21 protein-coding genes and 1 tRNA gene are annotated in these 21,502 nt (G+C 57.7%); 14 read left to right on the top strand and 8 right to left on the bottom strand.

What is annotated here, in order from left to right:
- Nucleotides 1–231: 231 nt before the first annotated feature.
- Genes BN32_RS02515 through BN32_RS02525 form a run of 3 tightly spaced genes read left to right on the top strand, consistent with a single transcriptional unit; the run spans nucleotide 232 to nucleotide 3,283 of the window.
- Entirely contained in the window at nucleotides 232–1,299 is a 1,068-nt protein-coding gene (locus BN32_RS02515) for a glycosyltransferase family protein (RefSeq protein ID WP_019196533.1), read from the top strand.
- Between the two features lie 33 nt (nucleotides 1,300–1,332).
- Complete coding sequence (locus BN32_RS02520; protein WP_019196534.1) at nucleotides 1,333–2,166, top strand: polysaccharide deacetylase family protein; 834 nt, start codon at nucleotides 1,333–1,335, stop codon at nucleotides 2,164–2,166.
- Nucleotides 2,156–3,283, top strand: coding sequence for a GNAT family N-acetyltransferase (locus BN32_RS02525; RefSeq protein ID WP_019196535.1), 1,128 nt, complete (start codon nucleotides 2,156–2,158; stop codon nucleotides 3,281–3,283). Before BN32_RS02520 ends, BN32_RS02525 begins: the two co-directional genes overlap by 11 nt.
- Here BN32_RS02525 and BN32_RS02530 read toward each other — a convergent pair.
- The gene (locus BN32_RS02530) at nucleotides 3,280–3,900 is read right to left on the bottom strand and encodes a class I SAM-dependent DNA methyltransferase (RefSeq protein ID WP_162161298.1); all 621 of its coding nucleotides are present in this window, start codon (nucleotides 3,898–3,900) and stop codon (nucleotides 3,280–3,282) included. The genes BN32_RS02525 and BN32_RS02530 overlap by 4 nt on opposite strands.
- Nucleotides 3,901–4,828: 928 nt before the next feature.
- Here BN32_RS02530 and BN32_RS02535 point away from each other — a divergent pair.
- From BN32_RS02535 to BN32_RS02555, 5 genes are all read left to right on the top strand, one after another.
- Nucleotides 4,829–5,341, top strand: a complete 513-nt coding sequence (locus tag BN32_RS02535) for a hypothetical protein (protein WP_040425373.1) — start codon at nucleotides 4,829–4,831, stop codon at nucleotides 5,339–5,341.
- Entirely contained in the window at nucleotides 5,298–5,666 is a 369-nt protein-coding gene (locus tag BN32_RS02540; RefSeq protein ID WP_156946944.1) for a hypothetical protein, read from the top strand. Before BN32_RS02535 ends, BN32_RS02540 begins: the two co-directional genes overlap by 44 nt.
- Nucleotides 5,667–5,727: 61 nt before the next feature.
- Nucleotides 5,728–8,091: an Ig-like domain-containing protein gene (locus tag BN32_RS02545; RefSeq protein ID WP_051488429.1), complete on the top strand. Its 2,364-nt coding sequence runs from the start codon at nucleotides 5,728–5,730 to the stop codon at nucleotides 8,089–8,091.
- A 105-nt stretch (nucleotides 8,092–8,196) separates the two neighbouring features.
- On the top strand, nucleotides 8,197–10,212 hold the full coding sequence (locus BN32_RS02550) for a type I secretion system permease/ATPase (protein WP_040425376.1): 2,016 nt from the start codon (nucleotides 8,197–8,199) through the stop codon (nucleotides 10,210–10,212).
- Nucleotides 10,209–11,522, top strand: coding sequence for an HlyD family type I secretion periplasmic adaptor subunit (locus BN32_RS02555; protein ID WP_019196538.1), 1,314 nt, complete (start codon nucleotides 10,209–10,211; stop codon nucleotides 11,520–11,522). Before BN32_RS02550 ends, BN32_RS02555 begins: the two co-directional genes overlap by 4 nt.
- A gap of 71 nt (nucleotides 11,523–11,593) precedes the next feature.
- Here the strand turns inward: BN32_RS02555 and BN32_RS02560 are convergent, their stop codons facing one another.
- Entirely contained in the window at nucleotides 11,594–12,610 is a 1,017-nt protein-coding gene (locus BN32_RS02560; protein ID WP_019196539.1) for a metallophosphoesterase, read from the bottom strand.
- A gap of 255 nt (nucleotides 12,611–12,865) precedes the next feature.
- Here BN32_RS02560 and BN32_RS02565 point away from each other — a divergent pair, with 255 nt between their 5' ends.
- The 3 genes from BN32_RS02565 to BN32_RS02575 all read left to right on the top strand — a co-directional run bounded on the left by BN32_RS02565 (nucleotide 12,866) and on the right by BN32_RS02575 (nucleotide 15,048).
- Nucleotides 12,866–13,198, top strand: coding sequence for a VanZ family protein (locus tag BN32_RS02565; RefSeq protein WP_019196540.1), 333 nt, complete (start codon nucleotides 12,866–12,868; stop codon nucleotides 13,196–13,198).
- A gap of 248 nt (nucleotides 13,199–13,446) precedes the next feature.
- A complete protein-coding gene (gene galE / locus BN32_RS02570; RefSeq protein WP_019196541.1) occupies nucleotides 13,447–14,481 on the top strand; it encodes a UDP-glucose 4-epimerase GalE in 1,035 nt (344 codons plus the stop codon).
- 192 nt (nucleotides 14,482–14,673) lie between these two features.
- A complete protein-coding gene (locus tag BN32_RS02575; protein ID WP_019196542.1) occupies nucleotides 14,674–15,048 on the top strand; it encodes a hypothetical protein in 375 nt (124 codons plus the stop codon).
- Nucleotides 15,049–15,243: 195 nt separating this feature from the next.
- Here the strand turns inward: BN32_RS02575 and BN32_RS02580 are convergent, their stop codons facing one another.
- Nucleotides 15,244–15,426: a hypothetical protein gene (locus BN32_RS02580; RefSeq protein WP_019196543.1), complete on the bottom strand. Its 183-nt coding sequence runs from the start codon at nucleotides 15,424–15,426 to the stop codon at nucleotides 15,244–15,246.
- 461 nt (nucleotides 15,427–15,887) lie between these two features.
- On the opposite strand from BN32_RS02580, the gene BN32_RS02585 reads away from it, so the two are divergent.
- A complete protein-coding gene (locus tag BN32_RS02585) occupies nucleotides 15,888–16,214 on the top strand; it encodes a potassium channel family protein (RefSeq protein ID WP_051488430.1) in 327 nt (108 codons plus the stop codon).
- A 111-nt stretch (nucleotides 16,215–16,325) separates the two neighbouring features.
- Here the strand turns inward: BN32_RS02585 and BN32_RS02590 are convergent, their stop codons facing one another.
- Nucleotides 16,326–16,598, bottom strand: coding sequence for a DUF3551 domain-containing protein (locus BN32_RS02590; protein ID WP_040425378.1), 273 nt, complete (start codon nucleotides 16,596–16,598; stop codon nucleotides 16,326–16,328).
- A gap of 128 nt (nucleotides 16,599–16,726) precedes the next feature.
- On the opposite strand from BN32_RS02590, the gene BN32_RS02595 reads away from it, so the two are divergent.
- Nucleotides 16,727–16,800 (top strand) — tRNA-Gly (locus BN32_RS02595).
- A gap of 44 nt (nucleotides 16,801–16,844) precedes the next feature.
- Here BN32_RS02595 and BN32_RS02600 read toward each other — a convergent pair.
- The 3 genes from BN32_RS02600 to BN32_RS02610 form a co-directional block, all read right to left on the bottom strand.
- Complete coding sequence (locus BN32_RS02600; RefSeq protein ID WP_019196547.1) at nucleotides 16,845–17,657, bottom strand: MBL fold metallo-hydrolase; 813 nt, start codon at nucleotides 17,655–17,657, stop codon at nucleotides 16,845–16,847.
- A complete protein-coding gene (locus BN32_RS02605) occupies nucleotides 17,654–18,025 on the bottom strand; it encodes a Crp/Fnr family transcriptional regulator (protein ID WP_019196548.1) in 372 nt (123 codons plus the stop codon). The genes BN32_RS02600 and BN32_RS02605 overlap by 4 nt, the downstream gene beginning before the upstream one ends.
- A gap of 138 nt (nucleotides 18,026–18,163) precedes the next feature.
- Nucleotides 18,164–19,975 carry a carbamoyltransferase family protein gene (locus BN32_RS02610; protein WP_019196549.1) on the bottom strand — a complete coding sequence of 604 codons (1,812 nt, stop codon included), beginning with the start codon at nucleotides 19,973–19,975 and terminating at the stop codon, nucleotides 18,164–18,166.
- Nucleotides 19,976–20,345: 370 nt separating this feature from the next.
- Here BN32_RS02610 and BN32_RS02615 point away from each other — a divergent pair, with 370 nt between their 5' ends.
- Nucleotides 20,346–20,678: a hypothetical protein gene (locus BN32_RS02615; protein WP_040425882.1), complete on the top strand. Its 333-nt coding sequence runs from the start codon at nucleotides 20,346–20,348 to the stop codon at nucleotides 20,676–20,678.
- 119 nt (nucleotides 20,679–20,797) lie between these two features.
- On the opposite strand, the gene BN32_RS02620 is transcribed toward BN32_RS02615, so the two are convergent.
- On the bottom strand, nucleotides 20,798–21,472 hold the full coding sequence (locus BN32_RS02620; protein WP_019196551.1) for a TetR/AcrR family transcriptional regulator: 675 nt from the start codon (nucleotides 21,470–21,472) through the stop codon (nucleotides 20,798–20,800).
- Nucleotides 21,473–21,502: the final 30 nt, after the last annotated feature.

Below are 21,502 nucleotides of genomic sequence, written 5' to 3' on the forward strand. Positions count from 1 at the left end.
TCTATCGTAAGGCTCGTAGCCACTAACAATCCGGACCGAATCTGCTCGGTAGGGAATGTTGCAGGCGCCATCTTGATCAAATCAAGTGGCTTGGATGAGTGCTTTTAAATTAATTAAAAGCTGGTAAACTAAATTAAATATAGCTTATTTAATTTTCGTTGACCGGTTCGTCAAATAGCACTCATCGGTTCGGTTGCTATACGCCTCTCCGAAGCGGGAGTATTTTGGAGGATGGGTTTGAGCACTCAAAATACTGATCCGATCGCAATTCTTATTGTAGGGTTTCGTAACCCCGCTGATGTCGATAGCTGCTTAGCCGCGTTAGCCAACGCGAACAAATCTCCGAGTTTCGATATTTTCATTTGTGAGAATGGCGGACCGCTAGCATTTGATGCTCTTGTCGATGAGCTCGTCTGTGGTGAGCAATGCTCCTGCGAATTTGTGCAAGATGCGCACACGTTGCCTTTTTCGCACTCGACTGCGCAAGACGGGTTCGTGAGGTTGAAGGTCTTGCGGCTGCCCAAAACTGGTGCGCTGGTGATCGTGGGTGAGGCGCCCCAAAACTTGGGTTATGCGGGGGGCGTCAACGCCTGGATGCGTCCCATTCTTGAGCGGCGCAAGTACGAAGGGCTATGGATTCTAAATCCGGACACCCAACCGGAACCTGACGCTTTGGTTGAGCTCGTCGTGTACGCACAAACCCGCCACAAGGGAATGGTTGGAAGCCGTATCGTGTCGGCAGTTGAGCCGGAGCGAATTCATTCGCGAGGATTGAGGTGGAAGCCAGCGTGGGCGAGCACAGAAGCTATCGATTACCACGCGCCGTCGAACGTGGCACCAAACCCCGAGAAGATTGAGGCGCTGCTCGATGCGCCGTCAGGGGCCTCCATATATGTGACGCGCGACTGCATCGAAAAAATCGGTCTAATGGATGAACGGTACTTCTTGTACTTCGAAGATCTTGAATGGGGATTGCGCGCGAAGCAGCAATGCGGCGTCGGATATGCTTGGCGTTCGGTAGTGCATCACCGGGGGGGCACGACTATTGGAACGGCGGGAACTCGCGCTAACCGATCACCGCTGTCTGTGTACCTCGAATTCCGTAATCGAATTCTTTTCGTTGGACATAGATATCCGACGTGGTTCGTGTGGACTGTTCTGGTTTTGCTGGTCAGGGCCCTCGAGTACGGATTTGTCGGTTCGTGGATTAACATGCGAATGGCCTATCAAGGTATCGCGGCCGGATTGGCTGGAGAAATAGGGCGCCCCGACCAACTCCTGGCTATCCATAAGCCATAGCTAAGCGATCAAGTTGCGCCACTGGGGCCGATCATGAAAAGAGTGATTAAGTTAGCAATTAGCGTCCTCTGGTTTATCGGGATGTCGTTGGCAACGCTTGTAATGGGCAGAAATCGGCCGCTCGTTATCCTGTACTATCATGCTGTTCCGGCGCATTTCAGGGCGCAATTTGGCCGCCAACTTGATGTGGTCAAAGCTTGCGCACTTGTCGTCCCCGCGGACTATGTCGGAGATTTGGGGGCGAGCCACCGGTTGGTAGCGATTACGTTTGACGATGCATTCACCTGCGTTACAGATATAGCGCTGCCAGAATTGGCAATGCGGGCAATGCCTAGCACAATTTTTATTCCATCCGGCGCTCTGGGATGCTTACCCGCGTGGGAGATGGAGGAGGACACGGAGGATCGAAGCGAGGCGGTTGCGACCGAAAGTATCCTTAGATCTGCCATTTCTCCTTTGGTCGTGCTGGGCGCGCACAGTGTTTCCCATCCACATCTCACTCGCATCGGACACGCGGCAGCATGGGAAGAGATTACATGCGCAAAGGCTGAGCTGGAGCAAAAATTCGCAGTACCAATCGAGCTTTTCGCGTTCCCGTATGGTGAACACAATGCGGAGACGGTTATGATGTGCCGCGAAGCAGGCTATAAACATGCTTATACTGTCATTCCTCAGAATATCGACGCAGATCGCGGCGATTTTCTTCGCGGAAGAGTATCGGTTAGCCCGGTCGATAGCGCGCTCGAGTTCTGGCTAAAAATCCACGGTGGCTATGTCTGGATGAGATACGCCTCGACGCTAAAGCGCGTATTGTCGTCTCGTGGAAGCGCCAATCATCTTCAAGCAAGGTGCGCAAGTGACGCTTGAGATTCGTCAAGCCCGCCTCCAAGACTATCCCGCCATTGCGGCTTTTATCGTCGAGGCCTACGGAGCACTCGCGCCCTATAAAGGGCAAGATCGCTGGCACTGGCAGTTTGTCGATAATCCATTCGGCTTGCGTCCCGATAATCGAGTCCCGGTGTGGATAGCGTTGGACGGTACGCGAGTCGTCGGACAGATTGCGGTGCAACCGACAGAGATTAAAGTCGTAGATCAGGTCAAGCCCGCGGGATGGATTGTCGATGTTATGGTTTTGCCGAGCTGTAGGGGAGGCGGCATCGGTCAACGGCTCTATGCTGCCATAGCCGAGGAGGTTGCAATCTTGATAACCCTTACAATGGCCCCCGCAACGCGACGCATAGCCGAGCATCTTAATGCCATTACGCTTCCGGCCGTATATCAGTTCTCTCGTTGGCGGCGCTTGAATGGTCAACTTGTAAGACGGTATCTCGCCATGCGCACCGAGCACCGACCACGTTGGCATGGTTTGGTCGAATTGGGAGGGCATGCTGGTTTTGGAGATCTCTTTTCTGTACTTGTAAATCCGCTTCTAAGTGCACGGGATTCTCGTTCGCAAGCTGCAAAACGCGGTCAAATCCAACTTGTCGAGGTGGCGGAGTTCGGAGCGGACACAGATAACCTTTGGCGGAGTATACAGCACAAATACGCGATTGTTGTTCCTCGCGACGCGGCCTTCTTAAATTGGCGCTTTCGTGATTGTCCTCAAATGTCATATCGCCGCTTCGTTGCCCGAAACGACGGCCGTACCGTCGGATACGTTGTGCTCCGCCGAGCGGAGACCGTAGAATTGCCCCAAGGAATTATCGTCGATATGGTCGCTGAACAGCAAGCTATCGGAATTCTTTCTGAAATGCTTGAACTTAGCATAGACTGGTTTGGTGATACTGTAAGTAGCATTGAATTCGCTACGTCGATTCCTGAAGTTGCAGCAATGGTTCGTAGCCATGGCTTTTTCCGAACGCGGGCCCATCATCCAACAATGGTCTGCGCCGACCCAGTTCTGAGGCGCCTTTTTTCCGATCACAGGAATACCTGGCTGTTATCGAAAGCAGATCATGATTGGGATCAGATTCACCTTGCCTAATTGATATGATTGCTAAAGTCGCGCGTCGTTCGCCACCAAACAGCAGTCCATCCCAGATCTTGGAATTCAATGCGGTGCCACGAAACATGCGGAATTGCAGCGATAAGCGGCTCAAGCCGCTCTCGGCGTGAGTCAACGAAGCTGACAAAGCATGCTTTCCCGAGCCGTTGCATCGCTGCCAAAGCTGCAGGCACATCTTTCATGTAGTAAAGCACCTCGCAAGCGACCACCAAATCGAAGGGAACCCACTGCTTTTCGATCTGCGTCGAGGTAATGTCGCCAACCGCAAACGTGGCCGTTGGACAGCGGGTTCTCGCACGGGCAACTGCTCGGGAACTCACGTCCATGCCAAAAAGATGATTGCTTATCTTGAGTAGCTCGGCCGATTGATGGCCTTCGCCGCAGCCAAGTTCGAGTATCCGATTCGGACATCCGAGATGCGTTCTAATGAGATTGTTGGTTTCGCCGAAGCGGAACAACTCGCGTGGACTTTCCATTCCCCAAGGATCTTCTACTCTATAAAATCGATCGAGGGCGGCATGTCGATCTGCGAATTGAACGCCACGCAGGGCAAATCGCATCCATAGCTTCTTCAGAAGATGATCTTCGTGCGCCATATGTTTCCGCCAGTTTATCGACCACATAAAACGGTGACAGATGTCAAATTTTGAATTTTGAAGTGTTCCCCCTCTCTGCCACCGCTGCGCGGTCCGCATCCTTTTCAAAATGAAGCGCTACCCGTTTTTAGGCCAGCTCGTGCCGGAATTTTCCGGGTTAAGACTCATGTCGGCGTGGGCGCCGATGAGCCATTCAACAGCGCTGTCGGCCCCTTATTGCCGATCGCGCTACGCGGCCGGATTTCGTTGCAGTTTCTTCGCTTCATGGAACTCTCTTCGTCCCCCACGGGATCATAGTCGGAAAATTCCAGCTCCGATTGGCCTAATTTGCAGGGGGCACGTCAAAAACGAGCGCCTTCCTGGCGTCCGAAAACCTCAAGGCTTTCATCATCTACGCATTCTGCAAGGGGTTTAGAAAAGAAGATCAGTTTCGGTGATAGGACAGTGGAAAATGGAAATGATATCTCAATAGAATATATAATATTATAATTTAAGGGCGGGGATGTTGTTTCGCTCCCATTTGTAGAAATAGTGATAAGTCCTTGTCTCTTGGCGGGAAAAGTTGGCATTTTATTTTGCGCGCTGGCGTGCCCAATTAAATCGCGAATCGTGCGCGAATCTGATGATATTGCGGTGGAGCGCACGCACACCGCGGTGGATGTGTGGGCGAATTAGTGAGCCAGTTATGGGATTTATTGCCATTTAAAAGGATTCATTCCCGTTCGGCGTTTTTCCATGACAAGTTTGATGCAGGCTGCAGAAATTACCTTAGCTGAGCCGCTATGTTGTCCCAAAAAAGCCTCTCGTGATCGACCATTACATCCTTCATGTGCCGTACCGCTACGTCGCATTCTGGGCATTCCGCTTGAAAATAAGCTGAAATTGAGCGCCTGCCCAATTGGGGAAAATAGTTAAATAGGAGAGCTAGATGGCGATTAACGATGGTTCCGCAAATGCGCCGATTGGAACACCGCAACATGCGGATTTGCTCGATAGTTACGGCGCGAACCGGCCTCCGTGGGAAGTCGCTGGCGTGGATTACTATGTGGGTGCGCCACAAGGAGTAGCGCTTAAGAACCCGGCGACGATCTCGATGGCAGGTGTGAATATCAACACCAGCACGAAGGCCGTTACCATCACGGGCAATAACGTCACGCTCGATGGTTATGATTTCAGCGGCTGGTCCGTCGTGACAACGGCAGCGAATACCAGCCTGATCCATTCGAATTTCAATGGTACGAATCCGGGAGGTACGCAAACAAGCGTGATTTCCGGTACTCCAACCTCCTCCAATTTATATGTTGGTTACTCCACCATCGATGGTCTGAGCGGAGGTGGGCGTGCTGAGTTTCTTGTCGAGATGGAAGGGCCCGGCCTCACGGTCGAGTATTCGTGGCTTGAAAAACTCCAACTCCGACCTCATTGGCCGCCATGGCAATGATGGCGGCGACATCACAATTCAGAACAATGTGATGGAGCAAGCGGGCATGGGCGGCGCGGGCGTCCATGGTGACTATCTGCAGGTTTATGGGCCGGACATAAACGCGACCCGCATCCTTTACAACACGACAGTCCAGAACGGCGGTATTACCCAGGGCTTCTTCGCCGACAACACAAAGTCCGCCGAGATCGCCGGCAACACTTTCACCGGTGACTTCAACTTCTTCGTATCCGGGTCAGGTCCGAATACCAATCCGGCCGCGCTGACCGGCGCCTTCAATGTGCACGACAATTATTTTGACCCGACCCAACACATTGGGCCTTAGCTATCCGACATACGGGGAAAACGACAAATACGCCCTAAGCCTTTTTACGAATAATGTGAACATGGTGACGGGCAAAGTATTGCAGGATGCTAACGCGCCCACGAAACCTCCTCCGACGGCGCCGAGCGCACCGACGATTTCCTCGTTCTCGAACGACACCGGCGTTGCAGGCGACAAGATCACCAGCGACAACACCCTGACACTCACCGGCTCCGCTGCTGCAAACAGCACTGTGAAGGTGTTTGACGGCGCGACCCAGATCGGGACGGCGACCGCGAACGCCAGCGGGGCGTGGAGCTACACCACCGCAGCTCTGGCGGATGGCGCTCATAACCTTACCGCGAAAGCCACCGACGCATCGGGGCAGACTGGTGCGGCCTCCGCGGCTCTGGCCGTGAAGATCGATACCACAGCGCCGAACGCGCCGACGATTGCTACGCCATCCAACAATGCGAATGGCACCGTGAATCTGACCGGCACGGCCGAGGCCAACAGCACCGTGAAGGTGTTTGACGGCGCGAACCAGATCGGGACCGCGACCGCGAACAGCAACGGAGCGTGGAGCCTGACCACCGGTGCGCTGGCGACCGGCAACCACAGCTTCACGGCGAAGACCGCGGATGTTGCGGGCAATACCAGCGCGGCATCGGCGGTCGTTGTCGGAAATATCCCGCCGACAACCCCGACCACTCCGGATGCACCCAAGATCGCTTCGTACTCGAACGATAGCGGCGTTGCGGGCGATGGAGTCACCAACGACAACACCCTGACCCTCACGGGCACTGCGGTGGCAAACAGCACCGTGAAGGTGTTCGACGGCACGACCCAGATCGGGACGGCGACTGCCAGCGCAAGCGGGGCGTGGAGCTACACCACCGCAGCCTTGGCTGACGGCGGCCACAGCCTCACGGTGAAAGTCACGGATGCGGCCGGCAACACCAGCGCGGCGTCCTCGGCCCTTGCGGTGAAGATCGATACCTCCGCGCCGAATGCGCCGACGATGGCGTCTTCCGCAACCACCGGTTCGTCGCTGACAACGGCTGCGGACAAGTCGGCGAATCCGAATACGGTTTCCTTGACCGGCACCGCCGAAGCCAACAGCACGGTGAAGGTGTTCGACGGCGCGACCCAGATCGGGACAGCGACCGCGGACAGCAGCGGCGTGTGGAGCTTCACCTCTGGTACGCTGGCCACCGGCAACCATACGTTCACATCCAAGGCCATGGACGCAGCCGGCAACACGAGTGCAGCGTCAGCGGGGCTTGTCGTGAACATTCCTTCGACACCGACGACGCCGAATGTTCCGGCTGCGCCGAAAATATCGTCGTTCTCGAACGACACCGGCGTCGCGGGCGACAAGATCACCGGTGACAATACCTTGACGCTCACCGGCTCCGCGGCGGCGAACAGCACGGTGAAGGTGTTCGACGGCACGACCCAGATCGGGACGGCGACCGCGAACAGCAGCGGCGCCTGGAGCTACACGACGACGGCCCTGGCAGACGGTTCGCACAATCTCACCGCGAAAGTCACTGACGCGTCTGGCAATGCCAGCGCGGCGTCTGAGGCCCTCGCTGTGAAGATCGACACCACCGCGCCGACTGCGCCGAAGATCGCGTCCTCCACCAATGCGAACGGTGACGTGAATCTGACCGGAACGGCCGAGGCGTACAGCACTGTGAAGGTGTTCGACGGGACAAAGGAGATTGGTGCCGCGACAGCGGACGGCAAGGGAGCGTGGACCTACGCCGCCGACAATCTTTCCGATGGCAACCACAGCTTCACGACCAAGGCCGTGGATGTGGCGGGCAACGCCAGCGCTTCCTCGACGGCCTTCAATGTGAAGGTTGATGCGACTGGGCCTTCGGCTGAGTTCACCAAGGTCTACCAGAACTGGAACGACACGGTGACGTTCAAGGGGACTGGCGAGCCTTACAGCAAGATCTCTATCTACGATAATGGCAGCGCCAAGCCGATCGGCAGCGTCGAGGTCGGCAAGGACGGCACCTGGAGCTACAAGACTTCGTCGGCGGTTTCCGATGCGGTTCACAACTTCACCGCGACGGTGACGGACAAGGCGGGCAATACGAGCTCGCTTTCGGGAAGCGCCGTGTTGGGCACGGATGGCAACGATGTGCTGAAGAGCACGTCGGGCAACGACCTGTTCAAAGGTAACGGCGGCAACGATACCTTCGCGTTCGCGTCGAATTTTGGCAAAGACGTTGTCAGCAACTTCGATGCCTATGGCCGCAATCACGACGTGGTGCAGTTCAGCAAGAGCGTTTTCGACGATTTCGCGGACGTTCTGGCTCACGCGGCGCAAAGCGGTCGTGATGTCGTTATCGATGCCGGTGGCGGCAATTCGCTAACGCTGAAGGACACCAAGCTGGCGGCGTTGGACAAGACCGACTTCCACTTTGTGTAACGCCGAAGTTCGTTCGGAGTACTGAGTCCGTAACAAGAACGACACCCAAGAGCCGTCAGGCGGCTCTTGGGTGAGCTAAATCCTAGGATCGTGGGACAAAATACGATGGCAGAATTTGGCCGGCGGGCTTCAATTCCCCCGCCCAATAGGAAACAGCCCGCTCGGATGATCGTACCTGCAGGCGACCCGCAGAGGTCATCTCAGGCTGCCTCATCCGCGGCCGGGCCAGGACGAACTTCGCAATCGGCTGAATTCGGGACGAAGTCACGCGCGCTGTTTGATGCGGTTGCGCACGGCGGCGCCTTTTCTCGTTCCCGCGAGCGTGTGCGGGAGGCGATTGAACGGATCAGGCCGCTGGTCTTTTCATCTCGTCGGCGAGGACCTCTTGCGGCGTATTCCGGGCAGAGGTCCGAGGTCGGCGATTTTCTGGCCTCCTGCCGTCAGGCGTTCTGGGGATTGGCGGTCTTCAGCGGTTTGAGCAACATCCTGATGCTCACTGGCTCATTCTTCATGCTGCAGGTGTATGATCGCGTCCTGCCAAGCCGCAGCGTGTCGACCCTGATCGGCCTCCTTTTTCTGGCTACGATTCTGTACGCCTTTCAGGGCGCTCTGGATCTGGTCCGCACGCGCATCAGTGGACGTGTCGGGCGGTACCTTGAAGAGACTCTGGGTCTCAGGGTCTATGATGCTGTCGTGCGTCTGCCGCTGAAGACGCGTGGCGACGGCGACGGATTGCAGCCGCTCCGCGATATTGATCAGGTCCGCAATTTCCTTTCCAGCGGCGGCCCAACCGCGCTCTTCGATCTTCCGTGGATGCCGCTCTACCTCGGAATCTGTTTTTACTTCCACTTCTGGATCGGCACGGTGGCGCTGGTCGGCGCTTGCGTACTCATCCTGTTTACGGTGCTGGCCGAGATTCGGACGAAGGGCGCCACAAAGGCGTCCGCGGGATTTGCGACGTCACGGAATGCTCTTGCCTCCGAAGGCCGGCGCAACGCCGAAGTTTTGCGCGCCATGGGGATGAGGCATCGGGCGGCAGAGCGCTGGCATCAAGTCAATATGAACTTCATGGCTGCCAATGAAGCGGCCAGCGATGCTGCGAGCGGTCTCGGCGGAATGTCGAAGGTGTTCCGTATGATCCTGCAGTCAGGCGTGCTTGCTGTCGGGGCCTATCTGGTCATCCATCAGGAATCTACGGCAGGTATTATCATCGCCAGTTCGATCTTGACGGCGCGCGCCCTCGCGCCGGTTGAGATGGCCATCGCGAACTGGAAGGGTTTTGTGAGCGCGAGGCAAGCGGGACGGCGGCTTAATCAGCTTCTGACGCTTCTGCCCAAGGAAGAGGAGCCCATGGAGCTCCCGGCGCCGGAGCGATCATTGAGCGTCGACCGGATCCATGTTGTGCCGCCCGGCGCCGAGAGGCCGGTGCTGTATGATGTCTCATTCGCGCTATCGAGCGGTCAAGGACTGGGAATTATCGGGCCGAGCGGATCGGGCAAATCGTCGCTCGCGCGCGCCCTCGTGGGCGTCTGGCCCCAGTTGCACGGCAAGATCAGGATCGATAGCGCCGCCCTCGATCAGTGGTCGCCTGAAGCTCTTGGCAGGCACCTTGGATATCTTCCGCAGGACGTCGAGCTGTTCGACGGAAGTATCGCGGCCAACATCTCGCGTTTCGATCCGAAGGCGACTGCTGCCGCCGTGTTGGGCGCCGCGCGTGCAGCTGGCGTTCACGAACTCATCCTTTCCTTCCCTGATGGATACGGAACCCGGATCGGTGAGGGCGGCGCGGCGCTTTCAGCCGGACAGCGCCAGCGGATTGCGCTTGCGCGCGCATTCTACGGTGATCCGTTTCTCGTGGTGCTTGATGAACCGAGTTCTAACCTCGATTCCGAGGGCGAAGCGGCTCTGACTGAGGCAATTCTGAATGTGCGTCGTCGCGGCGGGATCGTCATCGTCGTGACGCATCGGCCCAAGTCACTTGATGGTGTCGATCATGTGCTGGTGATAGCCGATGGCACGGCCAAGGCCTTCGGCGAGAGGGATGAAGTCCTCAACAAGGTCCTGCGCAATTCGGCGCCGGTGCCGCTGAAAATGGCCGCCGAAGGCGGAAGGATGCGATGAGCAACAATCTGGACTCGGCCAAGCATTCCATTCAGCGCTATCTTGTGGCGGGAACGATTCTCGTCTTGCTGGTGACGTTTGGAATTGGCGGCTGGGCCGCAACCACCGAGCTCTCAAGCGCCGTGGTCGCGCCGGGAGTTCTCGTTGTCGATTCCAGTGTCAAGAAAGTCCAGCACCCGACGGGTGGCGTCATCGGCGAGTTGCGGGTGCGTGATGGTGACCGCGTGCGCGCGGGAGACATTCTGGTTCGTCTTGACGAAACGCAAACCCGGGCGGCGGCGACGATCATCACCAAAAGCGTCGATGAGCTGCAGGCGCGTCAGGCGCGTCTCGAAACCGAACGCGACAATATTCCGGAACTGGCCTTCCCAGCCGCTCTTCTGGACCGCGCTCGCGATCCGGCTTCCGACGCCGCTCGTGCTGTCGCCGCGGAGCGCAGTCTTTTCGACCTGCGCCGTCAGGCGCGCGAGGGGCAAAAGTCGCAGCTCAAGGAGCGCTCGCTGCAGCTGCAGGAGGAAATCAAGGGCTACCAGGGGCAGGTCGAAGCGAAAAAGAAGGAAGTCGACTTCATCCAGCAGGAACTCGAAGGCGTACGGACTCTCTGGCAGAAGAATCTCGTGCCGATCAGCCGTTTGACGGCGCTGGAGCGCGATGCCGCCCGTATCGAAGGCGAGCGCAGTCAATTGTCCGGTATGATTGCCCAGGCCAAGGGCAAGACGGCCGAAATCCAGCTTCAGATTATCCAGATCGACCAGGATCTCCGCAGCGAGGTCGGCAAGGATCTCGTCGAGGCGCGCTCAAAGATTTCCGAAATGGCTGAGCGCAAGATTGCCGCGGTCGACCAGTTGCAGCGTATTGATATTCGCGCGCCGCAGAATGGCGTAATTCACCAGCTCTCGGTCCATACCGTCGGCGGCGTGATCGCGCCCGGCGAACAAATCATGCTGATCGTGCCCGATGCCGATACGCTGGCGGTTGAAGTCAAGATCGCGCCCCAGGATATCGATCATATCCATGTAGGGCAGCCGGCCATCCTTCGGCTTTCGGCATTCAACCAGCACACCACCCCCGAAATAACGGGCGCGGTCAGTGTGATCTCTGCGGATCTCACACAGGATCAGCGTACGGGCACCAGCTTCTACACAACGCGTATCGCGTTGAAGCCGGACGAGCTTGGACGTCTGGGCGCGGTCAAGCTCATTCCCGGCATGCCTGCGGATGCCTTTATTCAGATGGGGGGCCGCACAGCGCTATCCTATTTGATGAAGCCTCTGCGCGATCAGGCCGCAAGGGCATTCAAGGAGAAATAGCCGGCGCGTCGGCGTCGCGGGCGCATCCCGGCATCTCGCTGTGTTTCGCATCGGCGACAGACGGCGAAGATTCATCGCCGGGGATGACTGGACGCTTTCATAGAGCGCCGTGGATCAAGCCGCGCCCGTGCGGCCGCGTCATAGGCCTTCACATCTTCCTTAAGTCTTTTGACGTGGATCGCGGCGACGGAATCCGGACTTCGTACCGGATTTCCGGTGGCGGCATTGCTACCCCCAGCATGCATGGCGTTATCGCTGGCGTTTTTTCGCTGAAAGCCCTCTGGTTCAATCGTGTCGCGGTGGGATACTTCGATACTCGGCAATTCGTCGAGCCAGTCACGTACATCGATGAGGGGCATGATCTTGGCGGCCTCGATCGTCATGCAGGTCAATCGTCCTGTGGCAAAGGCCCCGGTATCGATATTGATCCGGTTGAACCGGATGTCCGGCTCGAGCACGGGCGTGTGGCCGTGGACGACGATCTTCTCGAACTCCTTGTCCCAGAGCAGAAAGTCGTCACGAATCCAGAGAAGGTCGTCTTCCGTCTGCTGTTGAATGGGAATGAGCGGACGCAAGCCCGCGTGGACGAAAAGAAAATCTCCACAGACGAACGAAAGCTGGAGAGCCTCGAAGAACTGGCGGTGGGATTCCGGCGTCGCGCTGGCGAGATCGCGCGCGAGTCTGGCTTGATCACTGAAGGAGGGGTTCATCGGCGGTTTCAGCCCGTACGAAACGAGGGTCTCAAGACCGCCGTATTGCCTCCAATTGTCCAGGAGCGTGGGAGCCTTCAAGAAATTGAGCAGGAACGTCTCATGGTTACCCTTGAGAAAAACCATTTCCGGCGTGCGGCCTGGCGTAACCAGAAGATCAAGGACCTCCTTCGAATCCGGGCCGCGATCGATGTAGTCGCCAAGGAAAACCGCAATCGGCCGGGAAACAGGATGGAGCGCGATGTCCACTTCGATCTGCAGAAGTAATGATGCCAGAAGATCAGCTCGGCCGTGTACGTCGCCGATTGCGTAGATGCGAATTCCCGCCGGAACCTGCGGAGGCTTTCTTTCGCTTCGTAGAGAAGGCAGCTTCCACACGATATCGAACTCAATCCGGTTCTAGGCAAGAATGAATGGCGACGGATTTGACATGAGGTCTTGCCCCAGGCCAAGAGCATCAGCAGCTTTCATACTATAGACCCTACGCGATTGAGAATACGTGCGAGCCGAGCGGTTTGCAGGGTATGGAACGGCGGCTCAACATTCTGGCTTGCGTTGCAGGGTGGGAGCCACCTAGATTTTGATGAAGATTGCGGATTTCCCGTTCTATTTAAAGCAGTCCGTGGCGCAGCCATGTATCACAAGCTTGTCGCGACAGCCGCTTGGCTAAGCTTGGCGTTCATTATTTTCGCCACGTTGTCGCCGGTCGACTTGCGGCCTCAAGTTGCCGGCGTCGGCCTGGAGCGTTTCGCGTCGTTTGCAGTGACCGGCTTGCTGTTTGGGCTGGCGTATCCGCGTCAGCCGGGTCTCGTTGTTGCGCTCGTTCTCCTTGGTGCCTGTATTCTCGAGATGACTCAGTTGATCACGCCCGATCGGCATGGCCGGCTTCCTGACCTGTTCGTCAAGATGGCAGGCGGCTCGACGGGTATTCTGATCGCCCAGTTCTGGAATCGCCTGACGAGTTGAACCCGGCCCGTGCCGGCTTCAACTCTCACCAGAGGGCTAATCGCATGATCGATTACCCCGAGCTGAGATTCCGTATGGTTAACGGTTATCCGGAGCCGTCAGGGTGAGTGAAATGCGGGTTGCCGTTAATAATTGACGCCGTGAGGGTAATATTGGTTCGCATATATATCTTGAGATAAATGGAATTAAATAGTTAGATAATGCAAGTCACGATTTATCTGGCTGCGAATTAAATAGAGGTCCCAGCAATGGCTGACCGGGGCGCGGTGTTGGTGACTGGCGGTGCTGGCTACATCGGCTCGCACTGCTGCAAGGCGTTGGCCGAGGCCGGATATCTTCCGGTCTGCCTCGACAATTTTTCGACAGGCCATCGGCGTTTCGTGAAGTGGGGCCCTATGGTCACCGGCGATGTCCGGGACCCGAGACAACTGGAGATAGTGTTCGGGTCTTATGATTTCGCCGCGGTCATGCATTTTGCGGCCTCCAGTTCGGTGGGAGAGTCAGTCACCGATCCCCAGAAATACTACGCGAACAATATTGGCGGCACACTGGCGCTGCTGAGCGCGATGCGTAAGGCAGGTAGCCAGCGGCTGGTATTCTCCAGCACGGGCGCGGTTTACGGAAATGCAGGATCGGATCCCATTCCGGAAAGCGCGCCGCAGCTTCCGGTCAATCCCTATGGCAAGTCGAAGTTGATGATTGAGGAAATCCTGTCCGACTATCGGCAGGCCTACGACCTCAATTCGGTTTGCTTCAGGTACTTCAATGCCAGCGGCGCCGATGCGTCTGGAGCGATTGGCGAATGCCGCGATCCGGAAACCCATTTGATTCCGCGAGCGATGATGGCCCTGCAAGGAGAGGTCCCTGACTTCGGTATTTTTGGGGACGACTACGATACGCCCGATGGCACCGCAGTCAGGGACTACATTCACGTCACTGATCTTGCCAACGCGCACGTTCAGGCGGTGAATATGCTGACGGAAGGTCACGCGGGCGGTGTCTACAATCTGGGCACGAGCGTCGGATATTCCGTGAGCGAGATTTTATCTGCAATCTTCTCGGAGGCCGGATGGACGATGCCGCTGGTTCATCATCCGAGGCGTCCGGGTGATCCATCCGTTTTAATCGCTGATTCTTCGGCCGCTCGAATGCATCTCGGATTCAATCCTGCCCATTCTGACCTCGGAACGATCATACGCACGGCATGGAACTGGCACACCAAAGGTCATGCATTTGAACAGTTGCGGGGAGGCCGGAGATCCACGGTTTCGGCCGAACAATAGCTATCTCGTCCCAAACGCGAACAGCGGCGGGGTTCGAATATACTGGCTGATGATCATTGCGAGTTCGTCTGAAATAGATCGATGCAATACGGAAAGGTGAATTGAGGTATCGGTGCCGACGACGGCGACTGCCGGGAGCAACCTGACGTTAGTGGTGCAAAGCCTGTTTCCCTCAAGTGACGAGGTTGGCGCATGTTCCAGTTCTTTCTTCGAGCGAGGGTCGATCGGTTTTTTAAGGCGCGATCGGCGGGGCGGGATGCCGAAAACGATCATTCGCGCGTGGCATCAATTGCGCAACTGGTCGAGCGATCGCTGACCGCCGCTCAGGCGGAGAGGGCAGGTCTTGTACGCAGATTGGATGATGTATTTGCACGTGCGGCGGTGCCGCTAGGCAATGACACCGACGAATATCTCACCCGAGAGGCGCACGACAGCCGCCTGCTTGATCAGTTTGAAGCGGAAATCTCGAAGGGACAACGCCGGCTCGAAGAACTCACGAGTAGTATCGCTCACTTTAAGTTTCTCAGGGCTGCGCTTTTGTCCAGATTTCCTGATTACAAGCCATGACAGGCCGGGCGTGAGTTAATACGAGCCTCGCTCGTTCGCGGCATTCCGAGCGGGCGTAGAAATCGTAAGGTGCTACACGATCGCAGATAGCAATTTTAATCCAGCCCAAGCCAGCAAGCTGAGCCATATTGTCATGCATGCTAGGCTTGCCGCGATAAACGCGACGAGGAATAATTTATTCCTCATATAGGCGGCTCATTGCGGTCGCGATTGGCTTTTTGCTCGCTCAATGGCTTCGGCTTCGGCCTTCCAGACGATCTCCCGCAGGTGACATAGCATTGCGTACTGATCGGCAAGGTTTCGGCTTGAATCCTTGTTCCCTACCGATGCGATATCGCTCTTGATCAGTATCGGCTGATTTGATGCCCGGATTGCCATTTGAAGCTCCCTCAATTGCCTACCCAGAGCTGCTATTTCTCCTTGTTGACGAGGCTGCTTTGGTGAGCCTCCTCTATTCCCATGTACGAACAAAGCCCCGTTCGCGAAGCTTGCAGGGCTTATATCCCAGAGCGCCGCGGACATCGCTTGTGGCGATAGCAGCGTACCAGACCACCGAGCATAGGTCCTTATCGGAGAGCTACGAGAGTCAGCCTTTAGAGGTATGCGTTGGAGCGCGATTGGATGGGGCGTGCTGGTGACGTTCGACCACAGCTTCAGAGGCAGATTCGTCGAAACGCAATCGCCGCTCATGGATCGGGCCATTGCGGGCGAAAAAGACGGGCGATAAAGGCCCGCCGAACGCTGAAGCGGCGGATTCCTGACGAACCTGGATTGAGACGTCGGACCGGAAACGTGTAGCATCCGCGAGCAGGTTCTGTCGCATGGGGGGGCCGACACCGATGAGATCGCTGGCTTTGGGCCTCGTTCGCCTGTCTCTCGGCTTCTGGCACGGGACGCGCGATCCCGAATTTCAGGCCATCATCTTCCTGCTGACCATATCGGTGCTGGGCGGTTCGATTTTCTATCACTCCGTCGAGGGCTGGTCGTGGCTTGATTCGGCCTACTTTAGCGTGGTGGCCCTGACCACGGTGGGCGACGCCACCCTCGGGCCGACCACCGGCCTGTCCAAGATATTCACGATGGGCTTCTCGCTGGTCGGAATCGGTCTGGTGCTGGCGTTTCTGTCCCGGCTTGGATCGTACCGGGATATTGAGCGCCGGGACTGACACAACCAAAAGCCGCACAACGAAAAGCCGCCCTCGGCGGATCGGGGCGGCTTTCGGGACGAACGGCGCGTGTTCCTGCTTAGGCTGGTGTTAGCTGCCTAGGCTAATGACTCACTCGTAATAACGCCGCTCGCGGTAGACCTTGCGCGGCCTGGGGGCAGGCCGATTCTGCTCGGCGAAGGCAAATACCGGATTGACCTGGCAATAGGCGCGCCGTCCCGAGGCGCTGGCCATGCATTGAGCGTAGGTATCATAATAGCAGGTGCCGGGGCCAGCGGCGAAGCCTTCGACCAGGCAATAGCGATAATCCCGGGCCTCGGCAGAACCTGTGCCGAACACGACCACGCCTGCCAGGGCCATGGCGGCTAAGAGTGTTTTGCGCATAGACATCTCCCGGTTGGAATTGGGTTGTCATGAGAACCCGCTCCCCAGGAATATGGTTCCGTCGGTCCCGCACTGCAAATCAATCGTGGTTGAGGCGGCGGGAAGGCCATGCTAGTGCTCGCCGCGACGCGGGTGTAGCTCAATGGTAGAGCAGCAGCCTTCCAAGCTGAATACGAGGGTTCGATTCCCTTCACCCGCTCCAAAATTCCCTGAAATTGATATCCCGCGCGATCCGTAAGCCTCGCCTCACGAATCGTCGAGCTTGTTGAGGTCGCGCACCGACTGCATGATCGGCTCGAAATTCGACCGCGCGTCCAGCGCATCGAACAACTGGGCTGTGTCCGACAGCAGCGTGTGGGAGCGCTGAATTGCGATTCTGACGTCGTCCTGCGGCGTATCGGACAGGCGGCCATGCCCGGACAGCAGGATTTTCGAGTTCAGCCCGCGCAGCCGCTCCAGCGATTGAATGTAATCGGCGATGCTTCCCGAGCCGAACACGCCGCCCATCACGCCGCCGGGCATCAAGGTGTCGGCGGCGAACAGCAAGCCCTTGTCCTGTTCGAACAGGCTGATGCACGCGGAGGTGTGACCGGGCGTGTACATCACGGTCAGCCTGAAGTTGCCGAGATCGATCAGGTTGCCTTCCTCAAGCCAGATGTCGACGTCGATCGGCACATTCGGTTCGTTGAACATCTTGCGCAACATCGAGAAGTCGTCGCGCAGCATGATCTTGTTCGCGGCGAGACGATGCGCGGCGATGATCGTCTTCCCGGTGAAGTGGTAGGCCGCGCCGATATGGTCGAGGTGCTCATGGCTGAGCACCACCATGTCGATGTCGGAAGGCTTGACGCCCAGGTGCTGAAGACATTCCAGCAGATGCGAATAGTTCGACGACAGGCCGACATCGATCATGATGGTCCGCTTGCTGCCGCGGACCAGATAGGCATTGGCGGCGCGGTTCTTGAACCGGATTTGATAGACGTCCTCGGCGGCCTGAATCAGCGAGCAGACATCGTTGTTGAGAAGGATCGGAAAGGGAGAGGGCTTGCGGTCGCTCATGGCGCTGCGCCCTTGAAGGTGATCGCGTTCGAGGCGCGCAATCGCTTGCTGAGGGCATCCATGATCATCAGCGCGAAGGCCGGCTGCTGACTGACGAGGTACACGAAGCGGGCGTGATTGATCCGCATCACCCGCGTACCGGAGACGGCAGCGACCGCCGTCGCCGACCGCGCCGAACCATCGATGACGGCCATTTCTCCAAAGAACTCGCCTTTGCCGAGGGTGACGATGACCGTCTTGTCCGCGCCCGAATTCTTGACGATGTCGATCTTGCCTTCCAGCACCACGAACAACTCGCGGCCGGTCGATCCCTCCTCGAAAACGACTTCGGAGGCATCGTACTCGTTGATGCATTTTTCGATTGTCATGGAACGCCCACAGCCTTTCGCCGCCGGTTACGCACCATCATACTAGGACGGAATCCGGAGTGCGCAATCGATACGTTTCGGGCAGGCGCGCACTACCGCAGAGCACAAATGCGGAGGCCGGCGCGCCGGTTTTCGCGGTCACGCTCGCTTCATGTTCGACATCACCATCGTTGCGACGTCAGTATAGGTATTCACCAGCGGCCCGACGATCTTGTGCATCGCGTTCTTCGAGACCAGCATGTCGTGCATCACGAGGTGATCGATGCCGGTGGTCAGGAAGCAAATGACGGCGTCGCGCGGCGTCTCGATGATCGGCTCGCCCTTGACGTTGAATGACGTGTTGATGAGCACAGGCACGCCGGTCAGGGCGTCGAATTCCTTCAGCAGCCGGTAGAGCATCGGGTTGGTGACTTCGCGCACCGTCTGCACCCGCGCCGTGCCGTCGACGTGCACGATGGCTGGAATTTTGTCGCGCCATTCGGGACGGACATTCTTGGCGATCAGCATAAAGGGCGAGTCTTCCTCACCCTCGAAGATTTCCTTCGCGCGCTCATAAAGTACGATCGGTGCGAATGGCCGGAACGGCTGCCGATGTTTGACGCGGCTGTTCAGGATATCCTCCATTTCGGGCCTGCGCGGGTCGGCCAGCAGGCTGCGGTTGCCCAGCGCGCGCGGACCGAACTCCGAGCGGTCCTGAAACCAGCCGATCACCTTTTGATCGGCCAACAGTTTCGCGGTGTCCTTCGCGATATCGTTGCTTTTGGTTTGCGTGGTCTGGATACGAACCAGGAACTTGCTGGCTGAATCGGCCACTTCCTGATCGGAGTAGCGTCTGCCGACATAGGAATGATCCATCACAAAGTTACGGCGTTGCCTGAGAACCTCAATCCACCCGTAATAGGCGCAGCCGATCGCGATGCCGTCATCGCCGGCGGCGGGCTGAATCCAGACGTTTTCGAAGCCGGATTCACGCGCCACGCGGCCGTTGGCGACACAGTTCAGCGCGACGCCGCCCGCGATGCAGAGATTTTTCGCGCCCGTGGTTTCGCGCAGCCACGCCGCGCGGGCGAGCAGCACCTTTTCGGTGTCGTCCTGAACGCGCCAGGCGAGATCTTCCCAGTGCTTCATCAGCGGGCTGGTTTCCCACTTTTCGTCGCTGTCCATGATGTAGGGCTTGTTCAACTCGGAGGTCCAGCGCGGAACGGTGAGGATGTTATCCTTGATCTGCATCAGCGACTTGACGTTGCCGTGACGTCCATAAGGCGCAAGCCCCATCAACTCGCCGCACTTGTTCCAGTCGCCGAAGATATAGGTGGATGCGCGGCTGTAGAGCGCGCCGAGGCCCGGCATGTTGTAGAACTCGTCGCTGAGAAATCCGCGATCGGGCTCCATCCAGACCTTCTTGAGGCATTCCAGCCTGGAGCCTGAGAATTTGTAGTAGCTCTCCGACTCGCGCGCCAAGGGCGTGGCGCTGTCGCTCTCGGGGAAGCGTTCGTTGACATCGGAACGGTAGCTGCCGACGCCATCGACGATCATCACGACGCCGTCCTCGAACGGGGAGACCGCAAAGGCGCTATACGCATGCGCAAGGTGATGCGAGATCGAAACCACCTTGTCGGATCGCGACAGGAAGTGGGGATGGCTTTTGGCGTCTGCCCGTTCATATTCAGGCAGAAAGCCTGGCAGATCCTGATACAGCAACCGGTCTTCCATTTCAGGAACGGGCAGGATGTAACAGTTGCGGACCACCAGATCGACGTCATCCAGCGTGATGCCTTCGGCGTCCAGGCAATAGTCGATCACTTCCTTGTAGAATCCGCTGGCGTGCTTCTCGCGGGTAATGCGCTCCTTTGCGATTGCATAAGCGATCTCGCCATCCCGCAGCAGACAGGCGCTCACGTCGTGGTCGTAAGTGTTGAGGCCGAGAACGTAAGTATGTTTTTTTGACATGGAGCAACTTTCGGAGCGGCGGGCTTAAACGCTTAGTGACGGAAATGGTTCGGATGGTTCAATCGCGTTTCGCAATTGCGAAGGTGTTTTGTTCAGCATGATGAACAGCGGTTCAGCGTGGGCGCGGCAGTAGCCAGAGTAGCATGAAGAGATTGTGATACCTGGTTGGTTAATGCCCTCGCGAAGAGAGCACGCATCATAGGGTTGCTTGACCAGTGAGGCGGCTTGACCCTAGTCTGTTACCGGATGAATCGTACAATAGTCTTGTTTTTGACTATCTATTTTCCGAATATGCCTGAACGGGACGCAGGCTCGCGAGTTTAATACGCGGAAGTGCTCCACGGCGTTTCCGGAAATGGAGGTGCTTTCTATGACTCAGGTGAAGACACGTTCGAACTTTCTGAAGCGTGCCTTGGCGGCGGCAGCGTTGGTGCTGGTCTATTCGATCAGCTTCATCGGAACGTCGTTTGTTGTCGCGACGTCGACATCGACCTCGGCGGAAGCCCGTGGTCGCGGCGGTGGCCGCGGTGGCGGACGCGGCGTTGGTCGCGGCCGTGGTCATGGCGGCGGTTGGGCTCGTGGCCGCGGTCGCGGTCGTGGGTACTATCGTGGCCGTGGTTATGGCTATGGCCGCGGCTTCGGCTTCGTTGCTCCGGGCTGCTACTGGAGCCCGCGCTGGGGCCGGACGATCTGTCCATATTGATGGTTACGCGCTCGCGTAGAGCGGGCTGCAAGAAAATGCGAGGTGCGCCGGTTCTCCGTCGCACCTCGTTCCGTTTGAGTGCCTTGCTGGATGTCTGGTCCTGACGAGACCGGATGCTATCAGGATTTGCGGGAGCCTGATGCGCGCGCGGCAAGAGGGGGCGCGGCATCGGCGCCACCCGCCAGCGCATCTCGCGCCGTTGTTACAATCCGCCGGATGATGTCGTCGGTATCGTTGAGATCGCACAATCCGCCCGACAGCTTCTTCAGCCGCTCGCTGTCCGTGATGGTTTGCCGGATCATCGCCAGCGCGAAATGCAGGCCCCAATAGATATCCACTTCGTTGCGATGGGGCAGGGCGAGACGCAGCGCGGTCGCGAACCGCTGCAAATGCCGGAATTCGCGATCGACGATCTTCTTGATCGGCGGCACGGTCTCGACGGAGGCGCGGGTCATGAAGCGGGCTGCCGCAGAGCGTTGAAGGTCGGGACTGAGGCACCATCGCAGCGGCGGACCAACCAGCGCGGTCAGAATCGCATCCACGCTCGGACGGCCGCCGCCTTCCAGTTCCGCGGCTTTCAGCTCAGCAAATCGCTCGCGGTTCAGAACGGTGGTGCGGCTGACGAACAGGTCGGCCAGCAGTTCGTCCTTGGAGCCAAAATGATAGTTCACCGCCGCGAGATTGACGCCGGCGGCGGCCACGATATCGCGCATCGTGACCTCTCCGAAGCTGCGCTCGGCCCAGAGCATTTCAGCGGCGGTGAGGATAGCGGTTTTTGTCTGATCGCTCGACATTCAAGCCAACGTAAGAGGTGCCATGCAAAA

The organism is Afipia birgiae 34632 (assembly GCF_000308295.2).
Taxonomy (GTDB): domain Bacteria; phylum Pseudomonadota; class Alphaproteobacteria; order Rhizobiales; family Xanthobacteraceae; genus Afipia; species Afipia birgiae.